Raw genomic sequence first — 15,087 nt, 5'->3', positions numbered from 1 at the left:
AAGCCAGGGTTTGGCTGGCGGTGTCAAGCGATGCGGTATAGGTAGTCAAAAGGGCTTCTCCCATGCACTGATTTGAGCGCTAATTATATGATATTTATGGATAATTTCCAAAGTTGATGACATTGGGGGAACAGCATGCCCTGCAGAACGACACACGTCACTTTTGTTAAATTAATAAGCTAGCTACCTATTGGGCATAACCTTGCAATTTGCTTCAATTTACGCACATGCACTTGCGACCTCAAAATGCAACGTAAGCCCCGAATATCTCCATTATTGTCGCCGCCAGCCTTAGTTACAGCTGCTATGATGAATGAGATCGAAAACTGAAATCCCCCACTAGAATTGTTGACTGGAGTCAAAATGAATAAAAAGCGGCCGGTTAATCTTGATATTCGAACCATTCAGCTTCCTCTCACGGCGCTTACATCGATTCTGCACCGGATTTCAGGAATTATGCTCTTTATTTTTCTGGGACTGATACTGTATATGCTGAGCAAATCGTTGGAGTCAGAAAAGGGTTTTAATGAAGTCAAGGAGATTTTTTCTTCACCTTTCGGCAAAGTTAGTTTCTGGTTGGTATACTCTTCATTTATTTATCATCTCGTAGCCGGAATTCGACACCTAGTTATGGATGTGGGTGTTGGTCATACTTTGAAAGGCAGCAATCGCGCCTCTACTATTGTTTTAGTAGTGTCGGGTGTTTTAATGGTTGCTGGCGCCGTATGGATTTGGTAGCTGTGGAGTCGTAATGCGTATTTACAAGGACTAAAAGCGTCCTTTAAAGCTAACTTACGAAAGTATTTATAATCGACGGTTCACGCTTAAACGGTTGAATCCTTTCGGGCTTCCGAATAGCTGTTAGCTGAAAGCTATCATGAGCTAAGTTTTCTGTGCATCATCAAATGTGTTAATGGGAGCGCCATAGTACTAGGTACAAATATGGCTCTAGGACAATGTTAGATGTTTTGGATTTTGAGGCGGATCGCTCTTATCGAAGATCGTCTAATTCGCTCTGAAGCGCAGGTTTTTTGAAACTATCACCTGGTTGGCACACTGTGCGAATCAACATCAGATATGAGAAAGCCAATCAGGTGAACACTACCCTCGAGGGCTCATCTGTCCAGTTAAAGCCTCGAGTCTTTCTGGGTGCGCAAAAGACAAGAAGGTTATATGGGAAAATTATGAGGCCTGGATACCATGCGTCATGGGCGTGCCGATGCTGTGAGTGACAGAGCGAGAAGCAAGTGAAAGTCCCTGAAGTAGGGGCGGGATGCGCCCGAGTGGCATTTTTTGTCTTAAGGTAGATCGCGTAGCTGTTCTTCAGAATAATCTTCAGAGCGTTGACGACAGCCATCGCTGTGCATTCCTCAAGAATAGAATGTGTCGGAAGGGTGGCGTCATTGGTGTTAGTCATCGCTTAGGATTTCTCAATCTGGCTTACACGGGCGCCTGTACCGATATCCCCGCGGATGGCGACGTATCGATGTTGAATTCCTCGCCAGACGAAGTGCAATGAGCTGCGGCTATAGGCTTGCGCAGCCTTAGATAGCCGGCCGTCGCAGGCGCGCCGGTTGGCCGGGATCTTCTTCTGCCCGTCAGGTGTCCGGTCGGAACTCCAGCACGAACGCTACGACCTTTTCGGCGGACATTTCGCACGGCTTCAACAATGTCCTATCTGATGTAACGCGGAAGAGGTTGAAGCTGACAATGTCAGTCCCGTCCAACTCCCTGGCGAACAGACTGTTGCGACGTCCGTCCCCAGATCGCCGGACGATCAAGCTGAAACGCCGGCCTTCATAAGTCCCTTCTCTGTATCCCTCCGCAAGCTTCGCGAAAGCGGCATCGAACTCGGAATGCTCCATGTCATCCATCCTTATTGATAGAACAGAGGCGCGGCGGGTGCGAGACCGCCAGTGCCGGGTCGCGCTAAGGTGCCGGGCAGATTCCTGCAGCCGACGAGGCCCGGGGTGGGCAGGATAATTGAGATGTCGGCGCCCGCATGGCTATCAGCGAAGTCGTCCGTCCAGTCTGCTAGGCAACGTCCACGCCTTTCCAGAAAGCGATGTAATCCCGGATACCCTCGGCATCCGGAGTGGGGGCGGGATAGGTCCAAGCGGCGTTCACGTTGAGCGCGTCACCCGCGCGAACATGAAAGAAGCGCGCGGCGCCTTTGATCGGACAGACAGATGTGTGCGGGCTCATCTCAAGCAGGCTCAGGTCGACTCCTGACGGTGGGAAGTAGTGATTTCCCTCGACGATGACTGTTTCGTCGCTTGTGGCGATAGTAGTGTCTTTCCAGATGGCTGAGACCAACGGACTCTCCTTTTGTATTCATCAACCGGCGAAGGCTCGCGGGCTGGCTGCCCCAAGCCGCACCTCCTCAGGTGGCAGGCGGGTTGCGCCCGAGAAGTTTGTCGAGCTCGCCTCTGACATCGAGCGCGAATAGCTCATCGGAGCCACCGATAAGGGTGCCATTGATGAAGATCTGCGGCACGGAGCTTCGCCCCGACGCTTCCGCCATGGCCTGCCGGTGAGCCGGATCCGCCTCAATATCGAGCTCCTTCCATCGCACGCCCTTTTCCTTGAGGAGCGCCTTCGCTCGGCGGCAGAACGGGCACCAATTCGTGGTGTACAGCAATACATCAGTTGTCATATTGCATCTCCGGCAGTTGCACGCGGATCGCTGTCATGGCGTTGATCTCCAATTCGCGGCGTTCAAAGATGGCGACTGCACCTTGGCCGACATCGGAGCAGATGCTGACGATTGGCCGCTATCCAGGCGACATGGCCCAAAGTGCTTTCACCGCCAGGCAGAGGCCGCACGCGCCTCCTGTAGCGCCGAGCCGATGCTCTAAGGTAACCGAGCCTCGATTGGGACGGAAGCGGTCCCGCTCGAATCGCCCATCATGCTGGTCGAGCATATCAGGACGACGGATAGTGCAGGAACTTTCAAATTGAGCTTGATGTCGAGCCAGGTATCGCGAGCGAAGGCGTTCTAGAGGCCGGGGGGTACGAAGACTGTGTTCGGCAAAACGGTTCACGTTGATCGCCAAAGCTTCCCAGGGCGCACGTCTACGATCGGCGCGACGTGAGATAGCTCGCGCCGCTAGCCCCCGTAGCGCTCCGTCTTGATGATGGAGGCGTCCAAGCCCGCCAGCAGCGCGCTATCGGTTGCGATGTTGACGAATCCGTTAGACCCGCAGACGAACACTTGCGTCGGCTTTCCCTGAAGCCTGGTTAGAATTTCTTGGACCATCATGCCGTCGATCCGTCGCGCAAAGTCCGATGCGCGAACCGGTTTCTCGCGCGTAATCGCGAGCGCCAGGACGAACGCCGGATCGCTGATTTCGATGCAATGAAGTTCTTCTGAGAAGAGAACGTCCTCGGCGGTTCGTGCGGACAGGAGCAACGCTGTCGGAACGGCTTGGGCCAATGCGCGGCGCTGCCGGATCATTGCCATCAACGGCACGAGGCCGGAGCCTCCCCCGATCAACAGAACCGGATCTATGGCAGGCTCAGGCCAAAGGAAATGGCCACCGAGCGGACCGCGAACTTCGATTTCGTCACCAATCGCCGCGATGTCGTGAAAAAACGGCGAAACTTCGGCATCCGGCATGCGCTCGATAGCTATCTCGACGATCGGGGTCGAAACTGCCGATGACGCGATCGAGTAGCTGCGCATTGCACTGTAGCCGTCGGGCGCGGTCAGCCGGATATCGACGTGCTGACCTGCGGTGTGCGCGAACGGCTTGCTCAACCGAAGGAAGAAGCTCTTGATACTCGGTGTTTGCTGGATGATGTCGTCGATCACGCATGATTGCCACGAACGGACTTGCGCTTCGTTTTCAGTCATGGGTGTATCGTTGTTCGCGCCACGGATCGCCGTAGATGTGATAGCCGTGCAGCTCCCAAAAGCCGGCCTCGTCACGCGTCGTGAATTGCAGCGCATTCACCCATTTGGCGGATTTCCAGAAGTAAAGGTGCGGCACTAGAAGACGCGCCGGCCCCCCATGATCGCGGGAAAGTGGCTTGCCCGCATAACTGAGGGCGACCATCGCTTTCCCGGAAAGCAGATCCGTCAGAGGGACGTTTGTCGAATAATTATCGTAGCAGTGCGCCAAGACGAAATCGGTAGGCCGATCAAGCTCTGCATCTGCAAGGATGTCTTCAATGAGTACACCCTCCCAAACGGTATCCAGTTTGGACCAAGAGGTGACGCAGTGAATATCCTTTGTCACCTGGGTCTTTGGTAGAGTGTTGAATTCGCCCCAATTCCACGTTTTGACGGGCTTCGGACCAATTTTGACTGTGAATTTCCAGTCGGAGGGCTCTACCCTCGGCGTAGGGCCGGCCGACAGAACAGGGAAATCCTCCACCAGATGCTGACCTGGCGGAATCCGATCGGACTGGTCGCCTGAACCGCGACCGGTGAAACCTCTGGTGACCATAGTGACCCCTCTTGCTCGATACGGCAGACCGAAGCCGGCCTTCATTTCAGTACTCTGCGTAAAGCATTTGCCCGCACATCCGCCGAATAAGCCAATCGACTAAAAATCAGATACAGATGCTCTATCATCGTAAAAAATCGCGTATCGAACATAGCGTCAGGCCAGCATGATTCCCAATACCCAATGGCTATAGGGTAGATAACCCCAAGGCTGCGTACGCTGATCTGCGGTATGCGGAGCGGAAGTTGCAGGTTCGCTCTCAAACGGATGGGCAGCGTGCAAAGCTCAAGGCTCACCAGCGCATGGTTGCCCAGTTCGCGCTCGCCGGCAGCTTGAGTATATTAAGGACGAAATGTCGATCTGATCTATTCTGGCTTCAGGAAATAGGGAAAATAAGGTCGGACGTTCGCGCACCGTCGCGACGCGCGATCATCCACTAAGCTTCTGTATCGGGGTTGGAGGATCAGATGAACGAGATCGAACGACAAGCGCCTGAGCTGCGGGTGCAAAAATGGATTGGCAAAGATGGGGAAAGTATCGCGCCGTTCAAACTGTCAGATATCGGGCCCGGCCCGAAAATCTTGTTTGCCTTCCAGCATTGGTGCCAAGGTTGCCATTTGCATGGGTTTCCGACGCTACAAAAGTTGCATGCAGCGTTGAGCTCAAAAGACGTGGGGTTCGCAGTGATCCAGACCGTCTTCGAAGGAACGCATGAGAATACCTTCGAGAAGTTGCGCGTGAACCAGCTCAAGTATGAGCTTCCTATCGTTTTCGGTCACGACGAGCAACCGACCGGCTCGCCGTTTCCAACCTTCATGGAAGACTACCGCACACGAGGAACTCCGTGGTTTACGGTTATCGACGCTGGCGGTAGCATTGTTTTCTCGGACTTCCATCTCGACGCGGAGCGACTAGTGAAGCAACTTGAGCAAGGTTAATCGTTGGAAGGTGGGCAATCATCCTGATTGCCACCCATCCCCTGATGCCCACTACAGGCGTTGCGCGCTGTAACTCTGTTGATCAGCGTGCGAAAACCCGGATCCGGATAGGAGGAGCGTCAACGATTGAATCAATCCGTTGGGAGAGGGCGGCTCCGCTCCGTCAGCTCGGCAATAGATAACCCATTCTCGCCGAGCAACTCTCTGATCCGATCGACGATATGAGCCCCTAGCGCCGCTGTCTTGGTCCCCCCCACAGATTCCCAAGATGCGAGTTCACACGCCGATACCTCGTGGTCAGCGCCGAAGTGCTTCTGTCGGTATGTCACCGCCGCCCTTCAATGATAAAGGCGCGGTAACGGGAACCGGCAAAGCGATGAGCAGCGATGGTTTGGTAGGCGGGACTGTCATACCAGTCGCGAGCGGCCTGCATCGTCGGGAAACGCAAGATTACGGCCCCTTCGATGGGCGGCCCCTCCAAATGCTGGATCGCGCCATAAGCGGCGAGAAAGGTAACGTCGTGACCATCGAACGATGGTCCGACGCCTGCAGAATAGGTTGCGAGTGCATGTGGGTCGCTGGTTTCTTCCCGCGTAAAGACGACGAACGCTTCCATCATTAGGCCTCTCAAAGGTTGGATCTGTTGGCCATTACCACCGGTGATGGCCTCACAGTCGTCAGGCTGGCAACTGGAACCCGATTTTCATGAGTGCCTCGACGCACGCATCCTGATCCTGCTGATAGTTGCCTCCGGAGATGCCTATGCCGCCGATCAACTTCCCATCCTCCAGAATCGGATAACCGCCGCCGACAGCGACCATCCGAGGGCGATAGGCTAGCGGCGCCACTTTTGGATCGTTGGTCACATAGTCGTTCCAGACATGGGTCGGGAACCCAAACGAGGCGGAACTCCAGGCCTTGTCGATGGCAACATCGACGGTAAGGAACGGCGCATCGTCGGTGCGCTCGAACGCGCGCAGGTTACCGGTGGCGTCGACGACGGCGACGGCAGCCGGGATGCCGATGGCACGGGCCGCAGCGAGCGCCGCGTCGATGAGGGCGACTGCGGTTTCGCGGTTGATCGAGGCGGTGGCAATAGATTTGGTCATGGGATTCTCATCGCTGGGGCATAACCCGTTCGGCTTTTTGAGGTTGGACAAGATGTTTGGCGATCGCGGTCGTTAGAAGCCTTCGAGGACGATCTTGCCTTTAGCCGCGCCACTTTCGATCAGTGCATGCACCGTCTTCAGATTGGCGGCATTGATCGGCGACAGTCGCCGGGTCAGCGTCGTGCGGATTTTGCCGTCGTCAACCAGCGCTGCCATCGCATCCAGAATCTCGCCCTGCTCATTCATGTCGGGCGTGCCGTAGATCGACCGCGTGAACATCAGCTCGTGGTGGATCGACACCGCCTTGCGCTTGAAAACCATGATATCGAATGCCTTGGGATCGTCGATCAGTCCGAACCGTCCTTGTGGGGCGATCAGTTCGGCGATGTCGGCGACATGTTGCTCGGTATGTGTGGTCGAAAAGACGAAAGCGGGAGCACCGATGCCGAGTTCGGCGATCTGTGGCGCGAGCGGACGAGAATGGTCGATGACGTGGTGAGCTCCAAGCCCTCTTACCCACTCTTGGGTTTCCGGTCGAGAGGCTGTGGCGATGACGGTGAGGTCCGTGCGCTGTCGCGCGATCTGGACGGCGATCGACCCAACCCCGCCCGCGCCACCGATGATGAGGATCGCCTCCGCCGCACCGGGTACGGGCTTCGCCACGTCCAGGCGGTCGAACATCGCCTCCCAGGCCGTCAACGTCGTCAGCGGCAGCGCCGCCGCTTCCGCCCAGGAGAGCGACGCAGGTTTGTGACCGACAATCCGGGCGTCGACGAGATGGAACTCCGCATTGGTACCGGGCCGTGTGATCGATCCGGCATAATAGACCTCGTCGCCTAACTCGAACTGCGTGACGTCGGGGCCGACCTCGCGCACAATCCCGGCGGCATCCCATCCCAGCACCTTCCAATCGCCATCTGCCGGCGGCGTGCTGTTGCGGACCTTGTAGTCGACCGGGTTGACCGAGACGGCCTTCACCTCAACCAGGATATCGTATCCTGCAGCGACAGGCCGAGGCAGATTGATGTCGACCAGCGCGGCATCCGCGGCGATGGGTCCCGGAACCTTGTAACCAATGGCTTTCATAAATGTCTCCAGCTTGCTTGATCGGATGACGCGAATGCTCGTTAGTCAACTTCTTCTACATTGAGGTCCCGACTCTTGAACTGGGTCGCGGTAGCAGATTTCATCGAACACGTCGATCAACAGGCCCTTATGCTCGGTCGCCGGATCGGTGATCGCGTAGAGGGTGGAGGCGTTATCGCCATCATCACCGCTTCCGAGGCGAAACGCCGCGTCGACGCAGATGCCGCACGGACCGATGGTTGATCCTGGCTCGAGATCGACGAGATTGCTGTCCTTGACGCGCTATTCGCGGTCTTAGCCCTTGGCGATGAAGGACTGAACTGCTTGTAGAGCGTCGGTCAGCTGCTATGTCATGGACGCACCTTCATCTTGAGTTGGATTGGACAAGCTTCCGTATAAGGCCCGCTGTAACCGTCAGATGACGGCGAAGAAAACGATGGGCAGTATTCACAGCCACTTAGCCTTCTTGAAGCGCACAAATAGGAAAACGCACGATATCGCTATCACTCCGAGCACGACAAAGTATCCGTAGGCCGTGTCCAGCTCCGGCATGTGCTTAAAGTTCATGCCGTATATTCCAGCGATCGCCGTCGGGACTGCCAGTATTGCCGCCCAGGCCGCGAGCTGGCGGGTGACCACACCGATCCTTTGCGCTTCCAGAAGGCTGCTGGCCTCAAAGACCGTGGACAGGACAAGCAGGAGGCCGTCGACCATGGACTGCACGCGGTGGACATGGTCCGCGACGTCGTGGAAATATGGTGTCATTTCGGCGCTGATGCAGGGAAAGTGGCCGCGAACGAGCTTTCGCACCAGCTCGGCCATAGCCCTGAGCGTGCGCTGGAACCGCGTGAGTTCGGACCTTAGTTCGAAGATTCGCGCCACCTCTTCTGGCCCGAGGAAATCGTGCAGCGACCGTCGCTCCATCGCCAGGACGTCGTCCTCGATCATTTCGAAGATGGGCAGATACTGGTCGACCACGCGATGCAAGATCGCGTGCAGCACATAGTCGACACCCTTGCCGAACTGCGTCGGCGATGCCTCGAGTTGCTCCCGAAGTTTGCCCAGCGCTCCGGCATTGCCGTGCCGCACGGTGATAAGGTGATTGTGACCGGTGAAGATCGCCATCTTGCCGTAGCTGATCCGGTCGCCGACCAGCTCGGCGGTCTGCGCGACGACGTACAACTCATCGTTGTAGACCTCGAGCTTGGGCGGGCACAGCGGGTGCATCGCGTTGTCGATCGCCAACGGATGAAGATTATATGTCCTTTGGATCGCGAGTAGTTCCTCGGGGGTGGGTTCGCTAAGCGCGATCCAGCAGAAGCCCGAGCGACTCTCGCCCAACTTGACGTGCTCATCGAGCGCGATTTCGCGAACTCGCTTGCCTTCGTTGTAATAATAGGCGGCGATGATGCTCATGCTGGCCTCGCGGGAATGTGGAGGCCACGCTGGACGGCCGGTCGAGCCAGCCCGCGTCCAAGCCATGCGCGGACGTTCGAAAAGCTGCTGAGGCCAAGGATGTCACCCGCAGCGTAGAATTCCACCAGCGCATTCACCCAGCCGAGCGTCGCGATGTCCGCGATCGAATAGTCGTCGACGATCCAGTCGCGGCCTTCCAGCCGGCGATCCAGAATCCCCAGCAGACGCGTGGATTCGTCGATAAAGCGCTGTTGCGGCCGCTTGTCCTCATAGTCCTTGCCGCCAAATCGCAGGAAGAAGCCGAGCTGACCGAACATCGGCCCGATGGCCGACATCTGAAAGAACACCCACGCTAGGGTCTCGTAACGCTGGCCTGGTTCGGTGGAGATGAACTGACCCGTCTTGTCGGCCAGATAGAGGAGGATCGCACCGGATTCCCATAAGGCGATGGGTCTACCGTCAGGGCCAGCCGGATCGATGATCGCCGGTATGCGTCCGTTCGGGTTCAGCGACACGAACGCCGGATCCTTCGACTCGTTGTTCGAGATGTCGATCAGGTGGGGCTCGTACGCCAGGCCAGTCTCCTCAAGCATGATCGAGACCTTGACGCCATTGGGCGTAGGGGCTGCGTAGAGTTGCAGGCGATCGGGATGAGATGCCGGCCAGCGCTGCGTGATCGGAAAGGACGAGAGGTCTGGCATAAATCTGCGATCCTGGTGTTGCGATGGCGACTGACTGGAACGAGCCGTCACTCTGAAGTAGGGTTCGATGACCGCGTCGCTGAACGACGCGGTCACGAAGATTGCGGACCGGACCGGCGCAGTGGCAACGGCAGTGAAGCCTATTCCGCCGCGGTCCCGGCCGCTGGCTGTACGTCGTCAACCTTTTGGCGCTTCGGAAGCACCCAGCCGGGACGGACGAAGTGGCAGGTGTAGCCGCCCGGGCGCTTCTCCAGATAATCCTGGTGATCGGGCTCGGCCTCCCAGAACTCGCCGACCGGCTGGACCTCGGTCACCACTTTGCCATCCCACAGCCCCGAGGCATCCACATCGGCGATCGTATCCTCGGCGACGCGCTTCTGCTCCTCGTCGACATAATAGATGCCCGACCGGTAGGAGAGCCCACGATCATTGCCCTGGCGGTTCAGCGTCGTCGGATCGTGGATCTGGAAGAAGAATTCCAGGATGTTCCGGTAGCTCGTCACTGTCGGGTCGAAGACAATCTCGATCCCCTCGGCATGCGTGCCGTGATTACGATACGTGGCGTTCGGAATATCGCCGCCCGTGTAACCCACACGGGTCGAGATGATGCCGGGCCGCTTGCGGATCAGATCCTGCATGCCCCAGAAACATCCTCCTGCGAGAACAGCGCGCTGATGCATGTTAAGCCTCCTCTACTTGATCGAGATATTCACCGTATCCCTCGGACTCCATCTCGTCGCGCGGGATGAAGCGAAGGGACGCTGAGTTGATGCAGTACCGCAGACCGCCGCGGTCGGAAGGACCATCGGGGAACACATGGCCGAGATGACTGTCTGCGTGTACTGACCTGACCTCCGTCCGGACCATGCCGTGTGCGCTGTCCCGCACCTCGTTCACGTTTGCCGAAACGATCGGCTTGGTGAAGCTGGGCCAGCCAGTACCCGAATCGAACTTGTCCGTCGAAGCGAACAGTGGCTCTCCCGACACTATGTCGACGTAGATGCCAGGCTCCTTGTTGTCGTTGTACTCGCCCGTGAAGGGCCTTTCGGTGCCCGCCTCCTGGGTAATTCGGTGTTGCTCGGGAGTCAGGTGGTCGATTGCTGTCTGTGACTTTTCAAACTTCATTACAGTCTCCAATACTTATCTAGAGGGCCAGGCACGCTACCGCTAATTTTTTATGTCTCCTGATTTGCTCCTACAATGGTAGTGGGATGGCAAACGAGGTTTTACTAAGTGTTGGAAAATTAGAGATTTAAATTTCGCGTCTATTAATTCTAGCGCAACTGAGTGGTTAAGCAAGTACGTAATCAGTAAATATTAAAAAAATAACACAAAAGCACGATTATATAATACAGTGTCAGTGTTTTATGATAATCAACAACGCCTGTTTAGATGCTGGTAGATGCGAATTTTTTGGCGTACAGTCAAAATTTTCTGATGGTTGCTTAGTGTGTTGGCGCTGATGGAAAATTGACCCACCCTGCCGATTGAAATTTGACCCAGGGCGGATTGCTGATTTTGTTACCAGCAACTGTGGATAAGTCTACCAGCGCAGCTGCTGTTGCCCCCACTCCTTCGCTAGCCCAGTTCAGTTGTTTAAGACCTGCCACACGCAGCCATGTAGCAGGCCGTCGTCGCCATGAAATCAGAACGGCTCATCGTCCTCCGGTTCCTGGCCGCCCTTACGCTTTCGCTCCCGTGATTTGATCTTGGCCTGGGCCGCCAAGCTACTGTGTTGCAGGCGATAGGACTCGTTACCGGTTTCGACGATGTGGCAGTGGTGGGTCAGCCGATCCAGCAGGGCGGTGGTCATCTTGGCGTCGCCGAACACGCTCGACCATTCGGCGAAGCTCAGGTTGGTGGTGATCACCACGCTGGTGTGTTCGTACAGCTTGGACAGCAGGTGAAACAGCAACGCACCGCCAGCCTGGCTGAACGGCAGATAACCCAGTTCGTCGAGGATGACCAGATCCATGCGCAGCAGTGCCTGGGCGATCCGCCCGGCTTTGCCGTCGTGTTTTTCGCGCTCCAGCAGATTGACCAGATCGACCGTGGAGTAGAAGCGCACGCGCTTACCGTGCCGGGTGATGCCGGACACGGCCAGCGCGGTGGCTAGGTGGGTTTTACCGGTGCCTGGCCCACCGATCAGCACCACGTTCTGCGCGGTGTCGGTAAAGGCCAGGCTGGCCAGCTCGCTGATCAGGCGTGCGTCGGCGCTAGAGGCGTTGAAATCGAAGCTGGCCAGATCGCGGTGCATCGGCAGCTTGGCCATGTTCATCTGGTGGCTCACCGAGCGCATGGCGCGATCTGTGTGCTCTTGTTCCAGCAGGTGTTCGAGCAGCCACTTGGATGAGGCTGTGTTCGACTCACCCTGTGCAGTTAACTCCGCCCAGGCCGTGGCCATGCCGTGCAGGCGCAGTTCCTTGAGTTCCGCCATCAAATCACGCATGACCGATCTCCTTGGTCTGGCCACGCAGGCGGTCGTAGCGCGCCGTGTTGGCGACGGGGGCTTCCTTGAGCGACAAGTGGGTTTCGACGCTGGGCGGCGGTTCGGATGCTGTCAGCCGTGCCACGACATTGAGGATGTGTTCGGCGCTCAGGCTGCCGCTCTCCAGTACCAGCTCAACGGCTACCAGCACGGCATCGAGTCCGGCGACCGGTACGGCAGCCAGGACTTGCGCCATGATCCGGTCACCGCCGGCATGACGCCCCAGACCGTGCTTAAGCTGACGCAGCGGCGCTGGCAGATCAGTAAAGGGCGCTCCGTTGCGCAGCGCGCCGGGCTTGCGCTCAATCAGCGGGATGTAGTGCTGCCAGTCGTAGCTGACCTGTTCGCGATCCAGCAAGCGCGCATGGCTGGCAATCAGCGCATCATCGGCCACCACCTCGATGCGGGTCGGATACAAACGGCTGCTGACCCACTTACCCGCGTACTCACACGGCACCGAGTAACGGTTGCGCCCGACACTGACCAGGCAGGTGCTGGAGACCCGCGCAGGCCGCTCGACGTAACCGTCGAAGGCCGCGGGCATAGGCATCAGTTCGGCGCGCTCCAACTCCAGTACCTCGGCCACACTGAGCCCGCTGTATTGAGGGTGCGTCAGCTCGTTCCAAAGCGCGCGGCAGCGCTGGCCCAGCCAGGCATTGAGTTCCTCGAAGGAGTGAAACTGGCAGTCCTGGGCGTCTAGCCAGATACGCCTGCGGCTGTCTTGCACGTTCTTTTCAACGATGCCCTTTTCCCAACCAGCGGCGACGTTGCAGAAGTCCGGATCGAACAGGTAATGCGCGCACATCACCGCAAAGCGCGCATTCACCGCCCGGCCTTTGCCCTTATTGACCTTGTCGACGGCGGTCTTCATGTTGTCGTAGATGCCCCGGCGCGGCACGCCGCCCAAGGAGCCGAACGAGCGTGTATGGGCGTCAAATAACATCTCATGGCCCTGGCTCGGATACGCCACAAGCCAGAACGCACGGCTGGCACACAGCTTCAGATGTGCCACCTGCATACGCCGGTAAATGCCGCCGACCAGCAAGCCTTCCTCGCTCCAGTCAAACTGAAACGCCTCGCCAAGAGCAAAGGTCAGCGGCACAAAGGCCTGCGACGCCTTGCCCTGTCCCCCTCGCCAGGCACGGATAAACGCGGTGAGCTGGCTGTAGCCACCGTCATAACCTTCGGCTTTGATTTGCGCCAACAGCGCCTTGGCACTGCGCCGCTGTTGCTTGGGCCGCAGCGAATCGGCTTTTAGCGCCTGCTCCAGCGTGGCGTGAAAAGGGCTGAGTTTGTTGAAGATCGCGCGGCGTTGGTAGACCGGCGGCTTGGCCTCAGGTGCTCTGACCCACTTGCGAATCGTGTTGCGCGCCAACCCGGTGCGCTTGGCTATCTCATGCAGCGACAGCTTGTCGCGGAAATACATCCGGCGAATTTTGCCCATCATTTCCATACTGATCACCCTGTGTTCTCCTGCTCAAAAATTGAGCAGAAGCAGTTGAACACCTGGGTCAGTTTTCAGTCGGCAGAACAGCCTCTACTGGGTCAGTTTTCGGTCAGCAGCAACAAGGTACGCGGGCTTGCGCACCAAGCGAGGTCGCGGAGAGAGGGAAAGCTGACGCCCAGGAGGCTCTAGACGAGTCCAGAGTGCTTAAAGCTTTGTTGGGTATCAACGCTCTTATGTTTGTAGCCGAGTTGGTTCTTGGGGTTATTGCTGAGTCCACAGGGTTGATTGCGGATTCACTGGATATGTTCGCCGATGCCGCTGTTTATGGCCTTGCCTTCTATGCCGCTGGACGGAGCAAGGGTCTACAGCTTAAGGCCGCACATCTGTCGGGCTTTCTACAAATAGCGCTCGCGTTAGGCGTTTTATTGGAAGTTGTGCGCAGATTTATTTTCGGCAGCGAACCTGAGTCATTGTTGATGATGGGGGTTGGCCTGGTCGCCCTTGTGGCCAATGTTGGCTGTTTGCTCTTGATATCAAAACACCGGAATGGTGGCGCTCACATGCGAGCAAGCTGGATATTCTCAGCAAACGATGTATTGGCCAACCTAGGGGTTATTGTTGCTGGCTTACTGGTTATGCTTACGGGTTCGCCTTATCCCGACCTTGCCATTGGTTTTGCTGTCGGGCTGCTTGTCCTCAACGGTGGTCGGCGAATTCTTGCCATGAAGGCTTGATGATCGTGCTCAAACCTCCGCCCATTAAGCAACGTGGAGGTTTAACCGGGAGGAAATTAATCTTTCTTTTTTCGATCTACCTAAAGGACGTGCTCACGCGCTTGCCAACCCTGAAAGCCAGCGCCTTGATCGAGCTGTTGCTGCACAGCTGGGCTCCCCGGCAGGGCGTGATGCCCCGTTCGCCTAGCTAGATGTATGCGTCCGGTTGATTTCTGTACGTCGGCACGATGGTGCCCACTTACCGTGAGCAAACGCTCTTTTCTGCCACCTCAATCAGATCGGCCTTGCCAGCTTGCGGGCGACTGTACGCATGACCTGCTGGGATGACGATGGTTGCGTTGGCGTTCGAACAGTGGTCGTGAAGGGTTTCAAGAGGCCTCGAAAAATTGAAAAATTGTTAGTCTTGTAAAATGCTTATAAAACAGTATGTTACAATCTACTAACTGTTAGAGTCATTCAGATACAACGACGGCTGTGTGGTGAGCCGCAGCAACGAGGCCAAGGCGCTGGGCATTGGAATGGGCGAGCCTTTCTTCAAGATCCGCGACCTGGTGCAGGCGCACGGCGTGCTGGCATTCAGCAGCAATTATGCGCTGTATTAAGTTAGGTGGAATGCTTTTGAGCTAGGCTGAATCCGTTGACGCTCAGGGGGCGCCCATGACCACCACCCCATTGCACAAGCAAGTGTTAAGTCGTTATTCCAGTGTACAAGCTTGG

General features: G+C 56.8%; 17 protein-coding genes and 1 pseudogene. 4 read left to right on the top strand and 14 right to left on the bottom strand.

Going from position 1 to position 15,087, the window contains the following annotated elements:
* Positions 1–363: 363 nt before the first annotated feature.
* Positions 364–738, top strand: a complete 375-nt coding sequence (sdhC, locus tag L6D89_RS31965; protein ID WP_005005993.1) for a succinate dehydrogenase, cytochrome b556 subunit — start codon at positions 364–366, stop codon at positions 736–738.
* Positions 739–1,598: 860 nt separating this feature from the next.
* Here the strand turns inward: sdhC and L6D89_RS31960 are convergent.
* From L6D89_RS31960 to L6D89_RS31940, 5 genes are all read right to left on the bottom strand, one after another.
* Positions 1,599–1,865: a hypothetical protein gene (locus tag L6D89_RS31960; protein WP_003464988.1), complete on the bottom strand. Its 267-nt coding sequence runs from the start codon at positions 1,863–1,865 to the stop codon at positions 1,599–1,601.
* Between the two features lie 169 nt (positions 1,866–2,034).
* Positions 2,035–2,316: a DUF427 domain-containing protein gene (locus L6D89_RS31955; protein ID WP_003464986.1), complete on the bottom strand. Its 282-nt coding sequence runs from the start codon at positions 2,314–2,316 to the stop codon at positions 2,035–2,037.
* 67 nt (positions 2,317–2,383) lie between these two features.
* A complete protein-coding gene (grxC, locus tag L6D89_RS31950; protein ID WP_005005995.1) occupies positions 2,384–2,656 on the bottom strand; it encodes a glutaredoxin 3 in 273 nt (90 codons plus the stop codon).
* Positions 2,657–3,109: 453 nt separating this feature from the next.
* Positions 3,110–3,856, bottom strand: a complete 747-nt coding sequence (locus L6D89_RS31945; protein ID WP_002118292.1) for a ferredoxin reductase — start codon at positions 3,854–3,856, stop codon at positions 3,110–3,112.
* Positions 3,849–4,496 (bottom strand): sulfite oxidase-like oxidoreductase, encoded by a 648-nt coding sequence (locus L6D89_RS31940; RefSeq protein WP_002118288.1) that lies wholly within the window; start codon positions 4,494–4,496, stop codon positions 3,849–3,851. The genes L6D89_RS31945 and L6D89_RS31940 overlap by 8 nt, the downstream gene beginning before the upstream one ends.
* Positions 4,497–4,918: 422 nt before the next feature.
* On the opposite strand from L6D89_RS31940, the gene L6D89_RS31935 reads away from it, so the two are divergent.
* Positions 4,919–5,389, top strand: a complete 471-nt coding sequence (locus L6D89_RS31935; protein ID WP_003464979.1) for a TlpA family protein disulfide reductase — start codon at positions 4,919–4,921, stop codon at positions 5,387–5,389.
* 325 nt (positions 5,390–5,714) lie between these two features.
* Here the strand turns inward: L6D89_RS31935 and L6D89_RS31930 are convergent, their stop codons facing one another.
* The 9 genes from L6D89_RS31930 to istA all read right to left on the bottom strand — a co-directional run bounded on the left by L6D89_RS31930 (position 5,715) and on the right by istA (position 13,642).
* Positions 5,715–6,005: a DUF1330 domain-containing protein gene (locus tag L6D89_RS31930; RefSeq protein ID WP_023109439.1), complete on the bottom strand. Its 291-nt coding sequence runs from the start codon at positions 6,003–6,005 to the stop codon at positions 5,715–5,717.
* A gap of 61 nt (positions 6,006–6,066) precedes the next feature.
* Positions 6,067–6,498 carry a GlcG/HbpS family heme-binding protein gene (locus L6D89_RS31925; protein WP_005006001.1) on the bottom strand — a complete coding sequence of 144 codons (432 nt, stop codon included), beginning with the start codon at positions 6,496–6,498 and terminating at the stop codon, positions 6,067–6,069.
* A 72-nt stretch (positions 6,499–6,570) separates the two neighbouring features.
* Positions 6,571–7,584: a zinc-binding alcohol dehydrogenase family protein gene (locus L6D89_RS31920; RefSeq protein WP_002118279.1), complete on the bottom strand. Its 1,014-nt coding sequence runs from the start codon at positions 7,582–7,584 to the stop codon at positions 6,571–6,573.
* A gap of 447 nt (positions 7,585–8,031) precedes the next feature.
* Positions 8,032–9,000, bottom strand: coding sequence for a magnesium and cobalt transport protein CorA (locus L6D89_RS31915; protein ID WP_011979111.1), 969 nt, complete (start codon positions 8,998–9,000; stop codon positions 8,032–8,034).
* Complete coding sequence (locus L6D89_RS31910) at positions 8,997–9,701, bottom strand: glutathione S-transferase N-terminal domain-containing protein (protein ID WP_003464969.1); 705 nt, start codon at positions 9,699–9,701, stop codon at positions 8,997–8,999. The genes L6D89_RS31915 and L6D89_RS31910 overlap by 4 nt, the downstream gene beginning before the upstream one ends.
* Positions 9,702–9,841: 140 nt before the next feature.
* Positions 9,842–10,381, bottom strand: coding sequence for a peptide-methionine (S)-S-oxide reductase MsrA (gene msrA, locus L6D89_RS31905; protein WP_003464967.1), 540 nt, complete (start codon positions 10,379–10,381; stop codon positions 9,842–9,844).
* 1 nt (position 10,382) lies between these two features.
* On the bottom strand, positions 10,383–10,826 hold the full coding sequence (gene msrB, locus L6D89_RS31900; RefSeq protein WP_003464965.1) for a peptide-methionine (R)-S-oxide reductase MsrB: 444 nt from the start codon (positions 10,824–10,826) through the stop codon (positions 10,383–10,385).
* A 520-nt stretch (positions 10,827–11,346) separates the two neighbouring features.
* Entirely contained in the window at positions 11,347–12,150 is an 804-nt protein-coding gene (gene istB / locus L6D89_RS31895) for an IS21-like element ISPst3 family helper ATPase IstB (protein WP_011911830.1), read from the bottom strand.
* Positions 12,143–13,642 carry an IS21 family transposase gene (istA, locus tag L6D89_RS31890; RefSeq protein ID WP_116826081.1) on the bottom strand — a complete coding sequence of 500 codons (1,500 nt, stop codon included), beginning with the start codon at positions 13,640–13,642 and terminating at the stop codon, positions 12,143–12,145. The genes istB and istA overlap by 8 nt, the downstream gene beginning before the upstream one ends.
* A gap of 101 nt (positions 13,643–13,743) precedes the next feature.
* On the opposite strand from istA, the pseudogene L6D89_RS31885 reads away from it, so the two are divergent.
* Together L6D89_RS31885 and L6D89_RS31880 are read left to right on the top strand one after the other, a co-directional pair.
* Positions 13,744–14,370: pseudogene (locus L6D89_RS31885) on the top strand (cation efflux transmembrane domain-containing protein); the annotation flags it as partial.
* Positions 14,371–14,849: 479 nt separating this feature from the next.
* Positions 14,850–14,972 (top strand): hypothetical protein, encoded by a 123-nt coding sequence (locus L6D89_RS31880; RefSeq protein ID WP_432212398.1) that lies wholly within the window; start codon positions 14,850–14,852, stop codon positions 14,970–14,972.
* Positions 14,973–15,087 lie beyond the last annotated feature (115 nt).

It is taken from the genome of Pseudomonas pseudonitroreducens (assembly GCF_021603645.1).
GTDB lineage: Bacteria > Pseudomonadota > Gammaproteobacteria > Pseudomonadales > Pseudomonadaceae > Pseudomonas > Pseudomonas pseudonitroreducens.
The sequence above is the reverse complement of the archived record's forward strand: the minus strand, read 5'-3'. Positions and strand labels throughout refer to the sequence as shown.

Excerpts from the sequence above, each read along its gene's own strand:
- sdhC (WP_005005993.1), top strand. The coding sequence starts at position 364 with ATGAATAAAAAGCGGCCGGTTAATCTTGATATTCGAACCATTCAGCTT.
- L6D89_RS31960 (WP_003464988.1), bottom strand. The coding sequence starts at position 1,865 with ATGGAGCATTCCGAGTTCGATGCCGCTTTCGCGAAGCTTGCGGAGGGA.
- grxC (WP_005005995.1), bottom strand. The coding sequence starts at position 2,656 with ATGACAACTGATGTATTGCTGTACACCACGAATTGGTGCCCGTTCTGC.
- L6D89_RS31945 (WP_002118292.1), bottom strand. The coding sequence starts at position 3,856 with ATGACTGAAAACGAAGCGCAAGTCCGTTCGTGGCAATCATGCGTGATC.
- L6D89_RS31940 (WP_002118288.1), bottom strand. The coding sequence starts at position 4,496 with ATGAAGGCCGGCTTCGGTCTGCCGTATCGAGCAAGAGGGGTCACTATG.
- L6D89_RS31935 (WP_003464979.1), top strand. The coding sequence starts at position 4,919 with ATGAACGAGATCGAACGACAAGCGCCTGAGCTGCGGGTGCAAAAATGG.
- L6D89_RS31930 (WP_023109439.1), bottom strand. The coding sequence starts at position 6,005 with ATGGAAGCGTTCGTCGTCTTTACGCGGGAAGAAACCAGCGACCCACAT.
- L6D89_RS31925 (WP_005006001.1), bottom strand. The coding sequence starts at position 6,498 with ATGACCAAATCTATTGCCACCGCCTCGATCAACCGCGAAACCGCAGTC.
- L6D89_RS31920 (WP_002118279.1), bottom strand. The coding sequence starts at position 7,584 with ATGAAAGCCATTGGTTACAAGGTTCCGGGACCCATCGCCGCGGATGCC.
- L6D89_RS31915 (WP_011979111.1), bottom strand. The coding sequence starts at position 9,000 with ATGAGCATCATCGCCGCCTATTATTACAACGAAGGCAAGCGAGTTCGC.
- L6D89_RS31910 (WP_003464969.1), bottom strand. The coding sequence starts at position 9,701 with ATGCCAGACCTCTCGTCCTTTCCGATCACGCAGCGCTGGCCGGCATCT.
- msrA (WP_003464967.1), bottom strand. The coding sequence starts at position 10,381 with ATGCATCAGCGCGCTGTTCTCGCAGGAGGATGTTTCTGGGGCATGCAG.
- msrB (WP_003464965.1), bottom strand. The coding sequence starts at position 10,826 with ATGAAGTTTGAAAAGTCACAGACAGCAATCGACCACCTGACTCCCGAG.
- istB (WP_011911830.1), bottom strand. The coding sequence starts at position 12,150 with ATGCGTGATTTGATGGCGGAACTCAAGGAACTGCGCCTGCACGGCATG.
- istA (WP_116826081.1), bottom strand. The coding sequence starts at position 13,642 with ATGGAAATGATGGGCAAAATTCGCCGGATGTATTTCCGCGACAAGCTG.